Annotated in this window: 16 protein-coding genes; 7 read left to right on the top strand and 9 right to left on the bottom strand. The window is 44.6% G+C overall.

Translation table 11 applies throughout. The annotated features are described in order from the left end of the window. Positions 1 to 9: 9 nt before the first annotated feature. The 7 genes from ABF87_RS12315 to rplU all read right to left on the bottom strand — a co-directional run bounded on the left by ABF87_RS12315 (position 10) and on the right by rplU (position 4872). Entirely contained in the window at positions 10 to 276 is a 267-nt protein-coding gene (locus tag ABF87_RS12315) for a PepSY domain-containing protein (RefSeq protein ID WP_240143669.1), read from the bottom strand. Between the two features lie 123 nt (positions 277 to 399). Next, positions 400 to 747 (bottom strand): hypothetical protein, encoded by a 348-nt coding sequence (locus ABF87_RS12310; RefSeq protein WP_160829420.1) that lies wholly within the window; start codon positions 745 to 747, stop codon positions 400 to 402. A 107-nt stretch (positions 748 to 854) separates the two neighbouring features. Beyond that, on the bottom strand, positions 855 to 1985 hold the full coding sequence (locus ABF87_RS12305; protein WP_160829419.1) for a heparan-alpha-glucosaminide N-acetyltransferase domain-containing protein: 1131 nt from the start codon (positions 1983 to 1985) through the stop codon (positions 855 to 857). Between the two features lie 37 nt (positions 1986 to 2022). Further along, positions 2023 to 3132 (bottom strand): glutamate 5-kinase, encoded by a 1110-nt coding sequence (proB, locus tag ABF87_RS12300; RefSeq protein ID WP_160829418.1) that lies wholly within the window; start codon positions 3130 to 3132, stop codon positions 2023 to 2025. Beyond that, positions 3126 to 4193: an Obg family GTPase CgtA gene (cgtA, locus tag ABF87_RS12295; protein ID WP_160829417.1), complete on the bottom strand. Its 1068-nt coding sequence runs from the start codon at positions 4191 to 4193 to the stop codon at positions 3126 to 3128. Before cgtA ends, proB begins: the two co-directional genes overlap by 7 nt. Positions 4194 to 4289: 96 nt before the next feature. Then, positions 4290 to 4547 carry a 50S ribosomal protein L27 gene (rpmA, locus tag ABF87_RS12290; protein ID WP_160829416.1) on the bottom strand — a complete coding sequence of 86 codons (258 nt, stop codon included), beginning with the start codon at positions 4545 to 4547 and terminating at the stop codon, positions 4290 to 4292. Positions 4548 to 4560: 13 nt separating this feature from the next. Continuing rightward, positions 4561 to 4872, bottom strand: a complete 312-nt coding sequence (gene rplU / locus ABF87_RS12285) for a 50S ribosomal protein L21 (RefSeq protein ID WP_160829415.1) — start codon at positions 4870 to 4872, stop codon at positions 4561 to 4563. A gap of 154 nt (positions 4873 to 5026) precedes the next feature. On the opposite strand from rplU, the gene ispB reads away from it, so the two are divergent. From ispB to ABF87_RS12270, 4 genes are all read left to right on the top strand, one after another. Next, positions 5027 to 5995: an octaprenyl diphosphate synthase gene (gene ispB / locus ABF87_RS12280; protein ID WP_160829414.1), complete on the top strand. Its 969-nt coding sequence runs from the start codon at positions 5027 to 5029 to the stop codon at positions 5993 to 5995. A 327-nt stretch (positions 5996 to 6322) separates the two neighbouring features. Next, entirely contained in the window at positions 6323 to 6553 is a 231-nt protein-coding gene (locus tag ABF87_RS15355; protein ID WP_275689469.1) for a PP0621 family protein, read from the top strand. Between the two features lie 153 nt (positions 6554 to 6706). Next, positions 6707 to 8209: an ATP-binding protein gene (locus ABF87_RS15425; RefSeq protein WP_345789913.1), complete on the top strand. Its 1503-nt coding sequence runs from the start codon at positions 6707 to 6709 to the stop codon at positions 8207 to 8209. Further along, positions 8200 to 9606, top strand: coding sequence for a sigma-54 dependent transcriptional regulator (locus ABF87_RS12270; protein WP_160829412.1), 1407 nt, complete (start codon positions 8200 to 8202; stop codon positions 9604 to 9606). Before ABF87_RS15425 ends, ABF87_RS12270 begins: the two co-directional genes overlap by 10 nt. A 288-nt stretch (positions 9607 to 9894) precedes the next feature. Here ABF87_RS12270 and ABF87_RS12265 read toward each other — a convergent pair whose 3' ends face one another. Beyond that, a complete protein-coding gene (locus tag ABF87_RS12265; RefSeq protein WP_160829411.1) occupies positions 9895 to 10128 on the bottom strand; it encodes a DUF2934 domain-containing protein in 234 nt (77 codons plus the stop codon). A 292-nt stretch (positions 10129 to 10420) separates the two neighbouring features. On the opposite strand from ABF87_RS12265, the gene ABF87_RS12260 reads away from it, so the two are divergent. Both ABF87_RS12260 and ABF87_RS12255 read left to right on the top strand, forming a co-directional pair. Further along, complete coding sequence (locus ABF87_RS12260) at positions 10421 to 10711, top strand: hypothetical protein (RefSeq protein WP_160829410.1); 291 nt, start codon at positions 10421 to 10423, stop codon at positions 10709 to 10711. Between the two features lie 2190 nt (positions 10712 to 12901). Beyond that, a complete protein-coding gene (locus ABF87_RS12255; protein WP_160829409.1) occupies positions 12902 to 13486 on the top strand; it encodes a hypothetical protein in 585 nt (194 codons plus the stop codon). A gap of 175 nt (positions 13487 to 13661) precedes the next feature. Here ABF87_RS12255 and ABF87_RS12250 read toward each other — a convergent pair whose 3' ends face one another. Continuing rightward, positions 13662 to 14156: a hypothetical protein gene (locus tag ABF87_RS12250; RefSeq protein ID WP_160829408.1), complete on the bottom strand. Its 495-nt coding sequence runs from the start codon at positions 14154 to 14156 to the stop codon at positions 13662 to 13664. Positions 14157 to 14439: 283 nt separating this feature from the next. Here ABF87_RS12250 and msrA point away from each other — a divergent pair, with 283 nt between their 5' ends. Next, the gene (msrA, locus tag ABF87_RS12245; RefSeq protein WP_160829407.1) at positions 14440 to 15780 is read left to right on the top strand and encodes a peptide-methionine (S)-S-oxide reductase MsrA; all 1341 of its coding nucleotides are present in this window, start codon (positions 14440 to 14442) and stop codon (positions 15778 to 15780) included. The last annotated feature ends 308 nt before the right edge of the window (positions 15781 to 16088 follow it).

The following is a 16088-nucleotide window of genomic DNA, read 5'->3' as shown; positions in this document are numbered from 1 at the left end:
AAGACTCCATTAATGAGCGGAAATAATCGCTCCATTCGTGGCATTGATCAGGACGATATGAACAGTTCCCTGATTACTCAAGATTTTGATGCGATACGTATCATCTGAATGATTGACGGCGAGAATCCGACCTTTGAAATGCTGCTGGGCGATGGCAATGGCTTTCTGTTCAGTAATCCCGGCAGGTTGGGAAGTGCCAGTCCGATATGGATTCAGAACAGTGGTTTGCCGATCTGCCGGCATCCCGCTGACAGGCATGATGATCATGACCATCATGCCGCATATCCTATACATTGATCGCATTTTGTTCCTCAATCTCCGCACCCAAAGCATTCAATGATAAAACAAGCCACCAGCGCAGCACGGTGAATTGTGCGAATGTGCCGTTTGCTTTGCTCGTTAGTAGCGTAACATAAAGCCCGCACCTCCGGTATCAATCCCCATCATCACATTAGGTGCGCCATATACCGGATAAGCTGGCAACGAGTAATAGTTCAAACTGTTTCTCGGGGTTGAATAATAGGATCGAGAATATCCGCGTGGTTGGTAATACATGCCGTTGTATCCGTCCATATGATGACGGTGATGATGGTGACCATGTTGCCGATGGTGATCATGGTGATGGTGATGGCTATGGCGATGACCATGATGACCCCTACCCGCTTCAGTTAAGGTTGGAGTAGCCAGAGTAATTGCCAGCAACAGCGCTGCGGGGATACTGGTTAGTGTTTTTGTGGCGGTTTTCATTGTTGTCTCCTTTGATGAAGTCCTAGGAGAGCAATGTACTGGAACCAACATGAATAAAAACTGAATGGAGCAACCAGGGACGATCGCCGATTTTTCTGCCAGGCCCTCTACAAGAAACGCAAAAGACTTTTGGGATGACGCCATTTCAATAAACGATATCCTCGGCATATCGGATACAAGATGGCCAATACCAGCAACGTGATCCAATAGACCCGATCAAGGGTACCTCGTTCTAATAATAAACGTAAAACTTCCAAAACGCCAAAATGCGCCAGGTAAAAAAACAATGCCGTTTGACCGAACACCAGCACCGGGCCATTGAGGTTCACACATTTTGCGGCTGATTCCAGGTGTATCAGCAATGCCAGAATAATCGCCATCAACCCCAGTTCAAGAAATACATAAGCCAGACTGGGAGGATATTTACTGATGTGAAGCCAATCCACTAGTGTATGACCTTCCAGGTGCATGAACATATTGCCATAGCCATCCATGCCGCGAATCATCACAAACATGATCAGTGCAACCATACCCGAAACTGCCAACCAACGTTCTACCGGCCAGAATCCTGCTCCCTTGGCAAGCAACAATCGTTCACCAAACACCCAGCCGAGCATCATGATCGCCAGCCAAGGCAAAAGCGGATACAGCACAGTATACGTTTCGCTGAATACCGGTGCCAGCGTCATTGCAAGCCAGATGGGAGTATCGCTGCCCGGTTGCCAGATCTTCATGAGTAATAACTCACTACCTACCAAAATCACTGCAGCCAGGAAAAAAATTATTCGAGGGCCCAGTCGTTGAAGAAATACCATCGTCACCATGCTGACGCCAATCGCATAGAGAACTTGCAAGATCAACTTTCCGGATGCCCATGAAAAAACACACAGATCAAGCAGTGCAATGAAAATACCGCGTAACAAGAGATCACGACGAATGACCGAAATGGCAACACCGTGCATTCTTTGCTGAGCAGTGCTGATAGCCATTGCTGTGCCAGCCAGGAAAACGAACGTCGGCGCGCAAATATGCGTAATCCAGCGCGTGAGGAATTGTTCCGTAGCGAATACATCACCACGCTCATACAAGAGCACTGAATCCGCAAAAATCCGCTGGGTATTGAAAAACCACGAGGTATGATCCAGGGCCATCAGGATCATGACCAGACCGCGCATCCAGTCAATGGCGGCAATCCGTTGTGTCGTTTTATCAAATTCGAGAGTAACAGGTTTTTCCATGGAGCATTTGCGGGCGAATGCTTCGATCCTTTGATAGCTATAACAATACCAAATTATTTCTGTGAATTAGCTCCGGTTCATCGACATATCCAAGGATCGATTCGATGGCGCTGCTCGGCTGTTTCAAAATTTTTTGCGTCTCAACCGCACTATAATTGATCAGGCCGCGTGCGATCTCTCGCCCTTCACTATCCAAGCATGACACCGCTTCTCCGCGTTCAAATTCTCCCTCCACACTCACGACCCCGATCGGCAACAAGCTTTTTCCATCATTTGAAACCGCCCGGACGGCCCCCAGATCCAAGCGAATGTAACCACGCACTTGCAAATAGTCTGCCAGCCATTGTTTGCGCGCCGCCAGCACTGGCAATGTAGCCAAGAATCTCGTGCCGATGGGTTCATCCGCGCTGAGTCGAAGGAGTACATCGGTTTCGTGACCTGAGGCCACGATGGTATTCGCACCACTCCGAGCAGCTCGCTTGGCGGCAATAACTTTAGTTTGCATGCCGCCGCGGCTGATACTGCTGCCGACTCCACCCGCCATTTTTTCAAGCGCGGGATCACCGGCATTCACTTCATTCAATAACCTTGCCGTCGGGTCGCGACGTGGATCACTGGTAAACAGACCCGCCTGATCGGTCAGAATGATCAACGCATCCGCTTCAACCAAGTTGGTCACTAGAGCAGCCAAGGTATCATTGTCGCCAAAACGTATCTCATCAATTGCAACGGTATCATTTTCATTGATGATCGGAATGACGTTGAGTTTCAACAACGTCGTCAATGTCGAGCGGGCATTGAGGTAACGCTTCCGGTCGGACAAATCCTCATGGGTCAACAAAACCTGAGCCGTCTGCAAACCATACTGAGCAAAACCGGTAGCATAGGCTTGCGCTAACCCCATCTGCCCCACTGCCGCCGCCGCTTGCAGCTCATACAGCGCATGAGGGCGAATTTCCCAGTTCAATCGCTGCATGCCCTCTGCAATCGCCCCGGAAGACACGAGGATGATTTCTTTGCTTTGTTGCTTCAGCGCAGAAATTTGCGCCGCCCAGCCAGCCAAGGCAGCGTGATCAAGACCTTTTCCCTGATTCGTCACCAAGCTGCTGCCCACCTTGATAACAATTCGTTGTGCTCGTGTTAACATGGACTTATCGAATCATCATCGGTTGAGCTCTGCTGGCCGGATAGCGCTGATGTCATCTGCTCCAAGTGATCCATGATGGCGTACACTAATTGCTGACAGCCTTCGCCGGTCAATGCTGAAATGATGAAGTATTTATCCTTCCAGCCAAGTTCGTCAATAAATTGTTGGCATAATGCAATCCGTTGTTCTTCCGGCATCATGTCCGTTTTGTTCAATACTAACCAACGGGGTTTTCGATAAAGCGACTCGTCAAATTTCTGTAGCTCGGCTACCAATGCCTGTGTCTCTAATATAAGGTTGCTATTTTCATTCACCGGCACCATATCGATCACATGGAGTAATAACCTGGTGCGCATCAAGTGCTTCAGGAATCGATGTCCCAATCCCACACCTTCCGCGGCTCCTTCAATCAGACCGGGAATGTCAGCCATGACAAAACTTCTGTTCTGATCAACGCGCACCATGCCCAGATTGGGTTCCAACGTGGTAAAGGGATAATCCGCCACTTTGGGGCGGGCGGCGGATACAGCGCGAATGAGCGTCGATTTGCCGGCGTTGGGCATTCCTAATAGACCCACATCTGCGAGGACTTTCAATTCCAGTTTCAATTCCCGCTCCTGCCCTGGCTCACCATAGGTAAATTGCCGGGGAGCGCGATTGGTGCTTGACTTGAAATGCAGATTACCGATGCCGCCTGATCCGCCTTTCGCCAATAGTACCTTCTGCTGATCATGAACCAGATCTGCTATGATCTCGCCAGTATCCTCATCTCTGATCAAGGTGCCGATGGGCATGCGTAACGTGATATCTTCCGCACTTTTGCCGTATCGATCCGACCCTTGTCCATTTTGACCATTCTTAGCGCGATGCATGCGCGCAAAACGATAATCGATCAATGTATTGATATTCCGGTCGGCTATCGCAAAAATACTACCCCCACGGCCACCGTCACCGCCATCCGGCCCACCTTTGGGAATGTATTTTTCGCGCCGGAAACTTGCCACACCGTTACCTCCTTTACCGGCCAGCACCTGAATCACCGCTTCATCAATAAACTTCATCGCTTTTGGTCTTTATCTGCTCATCACAATTCATTCTACAAACAAAAAAGCCCCATCATATTAGATAGGGCTTTCGAATGACGTGAATCAGTATCGTTATGCCGGAATCACATTGACCACTTTACGTTTTAACGCACCCTTGATGCCGAAGCTTACTTTTCCGGTAATCTTGGCGAATAACGTATGATCTTTACCGATACCGACATTTTCTCCAGGATGAACCTGAGTGCCCCGTTGCCGGACAATGATCGACCCGGCTGGAATCAATTCTCCGCCATATCGTTTCACACCGAGACGCTTTGAGTGTGAATCGCGCCCATTTCTGGAGCTTCCGCCCGCTTTCTTATGTGCCATTTAGTATTACTCCTTAAGCTGAAATACCGGTAATCTGGATTTCAGTATAATTCTGCCGGTGTCCTTGATGTTTCTGATAATGTTTGCGACGACGCATTTTAAAAATGCGGATTTTATCGTGCCGCCCCTGCCCTAAAACCGTTGCACTCACTTTTGCACCGCTCACCAGCGGGGTTCCCATCGAAATTTTATCGCCATCAGCGACCATCAGTACCTGATCGATGACAAGCTCACTGCCGTTCTCAGCTTTAAGCTGCTCGATCTTTAATTTCTCACCCACTTGAATTCGATACTGCTTACCGCCGGTTTTTATGACCGCATACATAATTGACTCCATACTTCCCTTTTACAGAACCGCGAATTATACATAAATATGCTTTAAGAGTGGTAGAAAAATTAGCACTTCCCAATCAATTCATCTTTGTGCTTGACACTCACTGTTGTCATTCCTAACATAGCGTTTTCTTTAAGGTAACATTGTGTCAATCGAATATATTAGAAGTTTCATTGCTCAGGATATGGGCATTGTTGATGACGTAATTCGGGAAAAATTGCATTCTCAGGTTTTACTAATCCGTCAAGTTAGCGAATATATTATCAATAGTGGTGGAAAACGCTTACGCCCTGCAATGGTGATTTTATCGGCAGGCGCTTTTGGGTACAGAGAAAAATTTCACTATAACCTTGCTGCAGTCATCGAATTCATTCATACCGCCACGTTACTTCATGATGATGTCGTCGATGAATCCGAGTTGCGGCGTAATAAAGAAACAGCAAATGCGCTGTTCGGTAACGCAGCCAGTGTTCTGGTCGGAGATTTTCTCTATTCCAGGGCTTTCCAGATGATGGTTGAAGTCGGCAACATGCGAGTCATGCAAGTCCTTGCCGATGCTACTAATACGATCGCCGAAGGTGAGGTTCTGCAATTGCTGAATTGCCGGGACCCTCATGTCACAGAAGAAAATTATTTACAAGTCATTCGCTTTAAAACTGCCAAATTGTTCGAAGCGGCTAGCCGGCTTGGCGCAATTCTGGGTCAAGCATCTCCAGAAGAAGAAGAAGCCATGGCTGCATACGGAATGCACCTCGGAACGGCATTTCAACTCATTGATGACATGCTCGATTATTCTGGAAATAACCAAGACATCGGCAAAAATTTAGGCGATGACCTGGCCGAGGGAAAACCCACTCTGCCGCTGATTCATGCCATGCAGGTGGGTACTCCGGAACAAGCTGCCATTATTCGTAAGGCCATTGAAGATGGCGGAAAAGATGGCTTCCAACCGGTTCTCAATGTCATCCAGCAGACTACAGCGCTGGATTATGCCAAGCAATGCGCCGAAGCCGAGATTGCCGCTGCCATTGCAGCCATTGAATCATTGCCCGAATCGGAAAATAAGAAATGTCTTTATCAATTAGCCAATTTTTCAGTAACGCGTAACCATTGATAGATACATTGGCTCACCGCGATTTTTTCGGTTTTATGCTTCCAGCCAATTCCTGCAGCAAGACTAAATCCACCTTCAATTCATGAGCTAGGATAATTCTCCGGTCGCTTCAATCTCAGCAGCGTCGATCAAACCTCTTCTAAAGATATACTCCCAGCACACTTTTATTTAAAATCCTGCAGGGTCACAGGCTGTATTTCTTATTTAAAGGCGGGTAAATCCCGTTTATTCTACAATTCGCTAAAGTCAATGTTTGCTATGCTCCTCGCTTATCAATCTAAGCAAAAGAGAACCCTCAACCTATGCCATACGAAACAGTAAATCATCATGAGCAAATTAATTTTTTATATTTTATTAGCGCTACTGATTTATTGGATAATCAGGAGCTTTAGGTCGAAACGAGACCCTACTTCAGCGCTGTCGAAGCCAATAGAAGATATGGTGAGTTGCAGCCACTGCAATATCCATCTCCCCAAAAGCGAAGCCATCAGCAATCATCGCAACCAATACTTCTGCTGTCATGAGCATTATCAACAACATTCCGATTCGTCGTCGTAATTCACTGTGACAAGCCTTTCATCTCAAACAGATCGTTTTTCACATAGAGCGACGAGCCCTGAAACTCACGACTGCAATCACACTACTCACAACTGGCGCCCGCTCGTTTATTTTAATGGTTATCGGCTGATTATCGGAACCTTATTGTTGATCGTGACCTGGAGATTCCATCTCACTAATTTTGGTTCTCAGCACTACGAGTTATTTATCTATACCTGCCAGAGTTACCTGCTCTTCAGCAGCATTACCCTTTTACTCATCAAGTTTCGTTATTGCAATTTCAATTGCCACTTAATCCTCCAGATCATTGGTGACATTGTATTTTTTTCAATTCTGCTCTATGCCAGCGGTGGATTACACAGTGGTCTGGGCAGCTTACTGCTGATATCGCTTGCGGTTTCAGGACTGATTAGTCAGGGGCGCATCGGATTGTTTCTGGCTGCTCTCGCAACAATTAGTGTATTGCTGCAGGAAACCTATGCCGTTCTTACCATCAATTCCTATACCCCGCAATACTCTCAAGCTGGAGTACTGTGCATTGCTTACTTCGCCATTGCTTGGCTGGGACATGAGTTGGTCAAGCGATCTTTATTGAGCGAGCAACTTGCCCAAGAACGCGGAATCGATCTCGCGAATATGGCTGAAGTCAATAAACTTGTCATTCAAGACTTGCATGAAGGTGTACTGGTCATTGATAAATTTGGATATATCCGGCAATACAACACTTACGCTGAGAAATTGCTCAATTTAGCCGCTTCTCCTCCGGCCAGAGGCACATTGGAACTGTCCACCCACCTTCCAGAGATTGCGAGCAGATTAGCAAACTGGCAAATTAACCCTGCATCAAACTCCGAACTCCTGCGATTGAGCCACAGCAATGCTGTAGTAAAAACCCGATTCTTGCCCATACAATCTGATCCACGCAACGGATTAGTAATTTTTCTTGAAGATATGGGACGCGCACAAGCTCAGTTAGAACAACTGAAACTCGCGGCATTGGGTCGTTTGACCGCCAATATTGCGCATGAAATACGCAACCCCCTTTCTGCAATCAATCATGCCGCTGAATTGCTACAGGAGGAGCAGTTCGAAAACAACGCCGACACCCGTCTGGTGCGTATCATTTGCGACAATGCGATACGTCTTAATAAAATCGTCCACGATGTATTGCAGCTTAATCGCCGCAATATCTCCAAACCAGAATCGATCGATATTATGGAATTCTTCTATAAATTCCTCGAAGGTTTCTGTCATACCGAGAACATTGACAGAGATGTGTTTGTGATTACCTCTTCCAAAGATCTCTTCATTTCTTTTGATCGCGATCATCTGAATCAAGTCATATGGAATTTATGCCGTAATGCATGGCGGCATTGCCGCAAACAAGCTGGCAGCATCCATATCGAAGTAACAACTGCCCCTACCAATGAACATAATATAGTGCTGGATATCGTAGATGATGGAACCGGTGTCAAACCAAAGCAGATCAAGCAGCTATTTGAACCCTTCTTCACTACTGCACCCAATGGTACAGGATTGGGTTTATACATAGCACGTGAATTGTGTGAAGCAAATCAGGCCTCGCTTGAATATATTGCTGGTTCATCAGGTGGGCATTTCAGGATCATTTGCACCGGTTATCAGCCATGTCTATGAATAAAGAACGCATCAACAGCACCTCGCGGAATAGCTCTCCGACCATACTCATTGTCGATGACGAACCCGATATCATCGAATTACTCGAACTGACGTTAGCCCGTATGGGAATGGAAGTTTTCAGCGCAACCACTCTCAGCGAAGCCAAGGCGTTATTGCAGTCTCATCAATTTCAACTCTGTTTTACCGATATGCGTCTGCCGGATGGTGAAGGATTGGAACTGGTCAACTATATTTCCGATCATTGCTCAGATTTACCGGTTGCCATCATTACGGCTTACGGCACCACGGAAAATGCTGTGGCCGCACTTAAGGCAGGCGCCTATGACTATTTACCCAAGCCTGTCGCATTGAAACAATTACGAGATTTGGTCAAATCGGCGCTCAGCTTACCGCCGCTCCAAACGGAGGCTCCTTCTCAGGCTCAACCGGGTCAACGCCTGTTGCTGGGAGAATCTTTGCCCATGCGCCAGTTACGCGCAACGATCGACAAGCTTTCCCGCAGCCAGGCTTCTGTCTATATCAGCGGTGAATCCGGAAGTGGTAAAGAGCTGGCGGCACGCATGATTCATGAGAAAAGCGCTCGTTACAAGCAAGCATTCATCGCCGTCAATTGCGGCGCCATTCCGGAAAATCTCATGGAAAGCGAATTCTTCGGTTATAAAAAAGGTGCTTTCACTGGTGCCGAAAAAGATCATGATGGATTTTTCCTGTCTGCAAATGGCGGCACGCTATTTCTGGATGAAGTGGCTGACTTGCCTCTGGGAATGCAAGTCAAGTTGTTGCGAGTCATTCAAGAGAAACGAGTGCGCAGAATCGGCGAAACTCAGGAAAAAAATGTCGATGTGCGCATCATTAGTGCGACCCACAAGAAACTCAATCAATGCGTCGAATCCGGACTGTTCCGACAGGATTTGTACTATCGTCTGAATGTGATTGAACTGAACATGCCTGCACTGCGCGAAATGCGCGAAGATATTCCATTGATCGCGAAAAACATCCTCACGCGGCTTTGCCGGGAAACGAGTCGTTCTATCTGTGAACTCAAGAAGGATGCACTGACAATGCTGATCAATTATGATTATCCTGGCAATGTCCGCGAACTCGAGAACATCCTTGAGCGCACATTGGCATTATGTCCGGATATTCCCATAGGCAAGGAAGAATTGCAATTACCGGCTCACGAACCTCTTCAGGACTCCGATCCTCCTGCAGACACCATTCAGGATCAAGGATTACCGTTACAGGATTTTCTGGACAATCTTGAAAAGGATTCCATCGTCAAAGCGCTCAACCTGAATCGTTACAATCGTACCAAAGCAGCAAAAACTCTTGGCATCACTGTCAGATCACTGCGTTATCGCATGGAAAGATTGGGATTGAACGAGCAAACATAGCAATATTCCCAATATCTGGCATTACGATTCTGACACTATCCAAAGCGTGGTCTCCAAAAAGAGTCTAAGCGAGTTTTTACTGGACATTCCGCATTTGAAAAAAACGTTCAACGCTCGAGGTCAATTCACCCCGACGCAATTGATGCTCAGGCATATAGAATTTAGCTTCCACTTGGGAATAATGTCCTATTTCGACCTTTACTGAGCGAGCAAGACTCACTCCTCTCAACAGACAGATAAATGCTTGCTCGCAAAGGTTATGAATTCGCAGCAATATCACATCCAGAATCAGAAATCCGCCTGCTTGGCAGCAGGAACGTCGTAACCATCTATTTCTTTCTCTGCTTCAAGCCAATCTTGCACAGTATCCGCTTCTGTGCCTACAAAACCTCGTTTTTCAGCTTTCTCATAAGCCAAAACGGCAATTCTCTCTTGCCGTCCAATTTCACTGTGATTTATTTCACTTGGGTTTTCGTTAATTGCTGACAACTTATTAACTGATTTGCTCGTTTTAGTTTGCATTGCAATCTATCTCCTCTTTATTGTTAAATAAAGTTAATACTTATATCCGACCACCTGATATAAGCTCAATGAATTGCGAAATGAAGACTAACAAGTGATTCTCGGAACCACCTAATGTGCTCTTATATATACTATTTTGAATTCTGTCAATTCACAGCCAAGATCTCGTCGATAAATATCGAAAGTTTGTCAAACCGAAAATTGTTAGTTGGTCTATACTTCAACACACTATTAAAATCAGACCAAACTAATCTGATTTTGATGCACAGTGATTAAAAAAGGAGAAAATAAAATGAGCGAAAAATCAGTAAAGGAACAGTTGGAAACGGAATTAGCAAATTTGCAGTCACTCGTCGATGAAGCCAAACTGCAAATGCACTTAGGCGCCAAGGAAGCACAGGATAAAATCAAACCTTATTTGGAAGAACTTGAAGAGGAATTGGCGCACGCAAAGGAAAAATGGGATCAGTTCGAGAACAACTCCGAGAATGCCTGGGAAGATATCCGCGATGGACTCAATAAATCCATGAAATCAATGCAACAAGCTTTTGAGAAAGCCAAGAAACACTTTCCATCTGAATAAAAACCTCATTTCACTCTGGAAAGATAACGACGACGAGGCAGTCAACGCACAGTCAGGTTCAATACGTGCGGTTCATGTATGATAAATGAGTATTTGAATCTGATTTCAATCGTATAACTGAGCGCAGTAGCTTTTCAGAGCTTTTACCAGCTATCATTTGTCAAAAATCAGGCTGTACTACGAGTCAATCGTCATTCGAAATCAGCCTGATTCAAAAACTCAAAATATCAGAGATCGAGATATCCGAATAATCAAAGCAATAGCCCTCACCTGAACGAATCCAGATCCATTTATTTGAATTTGGATTTATTCACGATAAAAACAATTGCAGCGTAAACTCGAACTTAACGAAATTTGAAAGTTCCCTTGAATTGCCCCACAAATGGCGGTACCTGGAGAAGAAGTATTGTGCAATCATTGAATTATAAGTGCCGTTTCTTTTTGAATAAGCCTTAGACTCAATTTCACTTTTCTTGATCTGAATCAAAAACTCGAGCCCTGATTCGACCGAAAATTCTATCTCAGCCATTACAAACCGTTGGAGGTAAACATGAATATGCTAGAGGTAGAAGATGTTAAGACATTTAAAAATCTTGGTATTAATATGAGCGTCATAGGCGTGGTGGCAGTTGCTTTGATCATTATATCGATCTATTTTTCTTAAACCTGCACGTAGTTAGAGTTTCTAAAATTAAGTATTTCACTCAGCTGCCTCGCCCTAAGAGGGCGAGGTGCCGGAATATAAAATAAAAAACTGAAAAAAATAATTAACGCCTTAACACTCCTAGCTAATATGCTAATTGGGAGTTTTTTAATGTGTAATAATTCAGACGACCTGTTTAACATCTAACGAAATGCGTTGTTCAAGATGGACTAATTACCGGGCAGAGGTGTAGTCATGACCTTGAAAGCTGCTCCATTAGTTATCGGCCAATGTATCCAAGTGTTGGAACTGATCAAATCCAATCAGCCCCCCTGCTAGAAATGTTGCAGCCTATTTGCTTTAGGAATACCAGAATGGATTCAAAAATTTAAGACTGTCTGACACCGTTTCAGTCGATATTGAACAAGAAACCTACGCACTGAGCATAGCATGGGGTAGGCTTATGAACACTTTCAAAAGGTCTAAATTATTTTATCGTGCAGTACGTTAAAACGATCAAGACGAACTAATGCTCAATTAGATCAGCCAGATAGCCAAATCATAGCAGTTTTGGAAACAGATCATCCTCAGAGGGTGCGGCATATCATATCTTTTATCGGATGACCGATCCTCGTTTACCAGTATATAAGTGCATATTTTAAGTTGCCTAAATGCACAGTAAGTTGACCACCGACCATATCCACGGTCAGCAATCACCTCTTGAACATCAAAACCCATCCCATCATATAAATAGTCGCTTTTAGCAAGAAAGATGGGACCCTCATGTATTGACATAATGGAATGGACGCTCATTACGTTGGCACTTCGATGCAGTGAAGGGTAGTGAGCGTCCATTCCATTATTTTTATACCGCTATTTATAATTGGTTATTTCTGCAAGAAAAGTACTCGACCAAGACTCAGCAGAACTAATCCAAAAAGTTGACGCTGAATAATCCGCACCCCCACAGGCAACATAGAAAGCGACAACAATACAATGTGCGTTCTCGCACAGAAAATCAGTAAAAAATACTCCATCATTAAATCTTAAGAGATAAGTTTCTTCTATTTGACCAGTGTGCCCTTAAAGTGTACTGGTCTTTTTCTTATGCTGATCTGAATCTGCACGTGGGTACTTCTTTACCGATCATGTCAACGTAAAATTCGTTCAATCGTTATAAAGTACGATTAAAGTTTCTTAGTCATCTCATCATTAATGCCATTTGGTGACTATCTCCTCCCAGTGCGTTTATATCACCCCTTCCGGTATTTCGCACTGGTTTTTATTATGCAACATTCAAAGCCAATTCGACCGCAGTGATATTTCTGATTTGTTAGTGATGAATGGTGCTCCAAACTTCAAACTGAGCCGTCTATAGCTGAAAAAGGGAGGCTTTTCAAAGAACGGGCAAATCAAAAAACAAAAAAATGTGGATCCGCTTGCCTATTAGCTTTCATTGAATAATATGAACCCTGCCTTTGCGATGGATAAGTTCATATTGATGTGAAATAGCTTATACTCTTCATCTAGGTAAGGGAGAGAAAGGAATGGAAAAATTAATACCGCAAGTAATTTCTTGGGCAGAAGATAGAAATATAGTTAAAGGATCGACTATTGAAGCTGAAGTTCTCAAATTAATAGCGACTTGCAAAGAATTGACTAAAATCGTCGATCAAGACGATATAGTGACTCGACTGTCTAAATTTATTGAAAATAAAGATATCTGTACCAGCGGAATCGGTTCAGCGCTGATACAAATGATCGTGATCTGCAGAATGCGCAATATTTCACTGTACGATTGTGTGGCTCTTACGAAAGAAGTAACCGATGAAAGATTAGCTGATCCTCAATTTGTTTTGATAATGACAATGAGGTACTTATCAGAACTCTCAGAGCATATTAATGCGAATGAAGACATTAAAGCTGATATCGGATATTTGCTGATATATTTAACATCACTGACACATATTCTCGAGCTTTCCCCTCAGGAATGCATGCAAAAAGCCTTTTTAGAAGTCAAGAATCAAAAATATGTGATTTTTGATGGTGAAATGATTCAGGAAAATGATGAACGATATGAAACTGCAAAGAAAATTATAAGATCCAATCACACTAAAGTTCCGATGAACTGAATCTCTGATGAACTGAGGATTCAAATTTTTTACCGAACTGGCACTTCGGTATCTTTATAAGGATGTTCATTTCCAGGCAAGACTTCCGGTGAAATTTGACTGGGCAATTCAGCTTTTCCATCCCTCTCCCCATAGTTACAGTATGAAACAAGTTGTCCTAAATTCAGCATCTATCTCAATGCAATGATTGATTTGCCGTTCGTTGCATCCGGGGAATCAAGTAAGTGATTTCTTCATTGTGTATCTTGAAGTTGTGCATGAAAGGAATCACTTTGAATTGAATGAATTCAATGAGGTTTTCCTGCATGGAAAACTCAGCAACAAAGTCCATGAAGAAATCGATTACTTTCACTTCATCAATCTGATGAAAGGGATTTAGCGCACGGCTGCACGATAAGTGGCTGGTGGAACATAGGAACGGCGTCAATCGCTTGAATTGTTCAATATCTGCAGATTCGAAGTAGCAATTGGTCAACAACACAACAAAATTATTCTCGAGCGCGGCCAGGTGTAAGTTATGAAAAAAAGTGATCGCATGGACTTGAAAGGCATTTTTAGGCGCCTGCATGACCGCATCATAATCCATTATCGGAATATACGACTCGGTCAGTCGTTGCAAGTGATTGAATACTGAATAACATTCAGCTCCTACTTGTTTATCTGTTTTCATGCCAGCCACCTCTATGTCGGTTTTACTAAAAAGTGAACGATTCCATTTGATCATAAATATTTTTAGGGCCAAGCCAATAATAAAGATACCTTTTCCCCTCAATACAATTGATTATCTTCAGGATTTCTTACAACGCCTTGAGCTGTCGAAATACCCTTCTTTCCGATTGAATCCGGATTCGGTCATAATGAACTCCCCTGAACGATGAGGAGTCTATGCGGATAAGCTTCTTGATCTGCGAGAATGCTTCACTTCATAAAAAATTTTCAAGTCGTGAGAAGATATGATGCAAGCCAGCCGTGTAACAATAATCAGTTTATTGATCATTTTGACAATCGTTGCAATGGAGACCGTTGTGGGAGCAAGCCAAGAAAAATCAAACCAGACAATCAGTTCATCGTTCGATTCCATCGTGTTGGGCATGGGTTGCTTCTGGGGAGCCGAGAAGCGCATGGGAGAACTTCCTGGGGTCATTGATGTGGAAAGTGGCTATGCCGGTGGAGATCTTGCTGGAGCCGGTTATCAGCAGATTCTCAGTCATGAAGAGGCGCTCCGCACCGGCAGAACAACCGCACGGAATCATGCTGAAGTCATCAAAGTGACCTTCGATCCAAAGCTCGTCGCTTTGGAAACCGTGCTCGCGAAGTTCTGGGAAAATCACAACCCGACCCAAGGCGACCGTCAAGGCAACGATATCGGCAGCAACTATCGCAGCGCGATCTATTATCAGGATGAAAGCCAAAAAGCCGCCGCCCTGGCGACCGAAAAGATTTACCAGCAGGCATTGAACAATGCCGGTTATGGCCGAATCACGACGGAAATCCTGCCACTCAAAAATTATAAGAGCGCAGAAGACTATCACCAGGATTATCTTAAGAAAAACCCAAACGGTTACTGCGGCCTCGGCGGTACCGGAATCAAATATCCATTATTGAATCATAAAACTTCGCAATCTAACCTGCCAGCTAACTCAATTACTAACGCTGTGCCCCCACTTGATGGCAAAGCACTGAATTTTACCCAACAACTGGTTGTTTTTGAATCTGAAAACTGCGAATTCTGCAAACAGTTCGATCACGATATTCTCAATCATTGGCAAGCGGACGTACCTGTGATTGCAACTTTGAATATCATGCCTCCTGCCGGCTGGGAATTAGCAACGCCATTGTTTGCTGCACCTACCATGGTATTTTTCAAACATGGCAAAGAAGTCAGTCGCTACACCGGATACCACGGAGAAAAAGAGAATTTCTGGAAATGGCTGGGCTTTCAGTTATTATCGCCTGAGCAACAAAAAATCGCTTTTCAGCAAGGCACAGAACCCCCATTCACTGCTTCCAATCTCGATGAAAAACGCCCAGGAAAATTTGTCGACCCGATTACAGGAGCGACTCTTTTTCTCAGCAAAGCAAAATTCGACAGCAAAACCGGCTGGCCAAGCTTTTTTGATCCTATCGAAGGCGCAGTGACGCTCCACGAAGATTTTTCGCATGGCATGCAACGAACCGAGGTGCGCAGCGCGAGTTCTGGCATTCACCTAGGCCACGTCTTTGACGACGGCCCGGCCCCAAGTTACAAGCGCTATTGCATCAATGGTAATGTGCTGAAGTTCATTCCGGATTGATCACACCCACCGCAAACTTACCCACTTACTGGGGTGGAAGTATATTCCTCAGGGATCAGCCTAAACTTGTCCTAGCCATCCAGGAAATGTTCCGATCAATTGTAGCGTGGATCTTCAGCGGCAGATTTTTGATCAAGTGAAGAGTGACTGAAAACTGACTTGAGGAGAATCGGTATGGGACATACCGATTTTTTTGATTACCGATAGATCTAAGTTGCTGCCCCACACTGGTAACTTCTCAGTGCGGGGCAGTTTTTACAGCTTCACAAGCAACCGAATATTAAAGAATGATATCCGTTCCCATCAGT

The organism is Nitrosomonas sp. JL21 (assembly GCF_009833095.1).
In the GTDB taxonomy this organism is placed as follows: Bacteria; Pseudomonadota; Gammaproteobacteria; order Burkholderiales; family Nitrosomonadaceae; genus Nitrosomonas.
This window is presented reverse-complemented; position numbering and strand designations above follow the sequence as displayed.

Bases quoted from the DNA above. Each gene is read 5' to 3' on its own strand.
- ABF87_RS12315 (WP_240143669.1), bottom strand. From the start codon at position 276: ATGATGGTCATGATCATCATGCCTGTCAGCGGGATGCCGGCAGATCGG.
- ABF87_RS12310 (WP_160829420.1), bottom strand. From the start codon at position 747: ATGAAAACCGCCACAAAAACACTAACCAGTATCCCCGCAGCGCTGTTG.
- ABF87_RS12305 (WP_160829419.1), bottom strand. From the start codon at position 1,985: ATGGAAAAACCTGTTACTCTCGAATTTGATAAAACGACACAACGGATT.
- proB (WP_160829418.1), bottom strand. From the start codon at position 3,132: ATGTTAACACGAGCACAACGAATTGTTATCAAGGTGGGCAGCAGCTTG.
- cgtA (WP_160829417.1), bottom strand. From the start codon at position 4,193: ATGAAGTTTATTGATGAAGCGGTGATTCAGGTGCTGGCCGGTAAAGGA.
- rpmA (WP_160829416.1), bottom strand. From the start codon at position 4,547: ATGGCACATAAGAAAGCGGGCGGAAGCTCCAGAAATGGGCGCGATTCA.
- rplU (WP_160829415.1), bottom strand. From the start codon at position 4,872: ATGTATGCGGTCATAAAAACCGGCGGTAAGCAGTATCGAATTCAAGTG.
- ABF87_RS15355 (WP_275689469.1), top strand. From the start codon at position 6,323: ATGAGCAAATTAATTTTTTATATTTTATTAGCGCTACTGATTTATTGG.
- ABF87_RS12270 (WP_160829412.1), top strand. From the start codon at position 8,200: ATGTCTATGAATAAAGAACGCATCAACAGCACCTCGCGGAATAGCTCT.
- ABF87_RS12265 (WP_160829411.1), bottom strand. From the start codon at position 10,128: ATGCAAACTAAAACGAGCAAATCAGTTAATAAGTTGTCAGCAATTAAC.
- ABF87_RS12260 (WP_160829410.1), top strand. From the start codon at position 10,421: ATGAGCGAAAAATCAGTAAAGGAACAGTTGGAAACGGAATTAGCAAAT.
- ABF87_RS12255 (WP_160829409.1), top strand. From the start codon at position 12,902: ATGGAAAAATTAATACCGCAAGTAATTTCTTGGGCAGAAGATAGAAAT.
- ABF87_RS12250 (WP_160829408.1), bottom strand. From the start codon at position 14,156: ATGAAAACAGATAAACAAGTAGGAGCTGAATGTTATTCAGTATTCAAT.
- msrA (WP_160829407.1), top strand. From the start codon at position 14,440: ATGATGCAAGCCAGCCGTGTAACAATAATCAGTTTATTGATCATTTTG.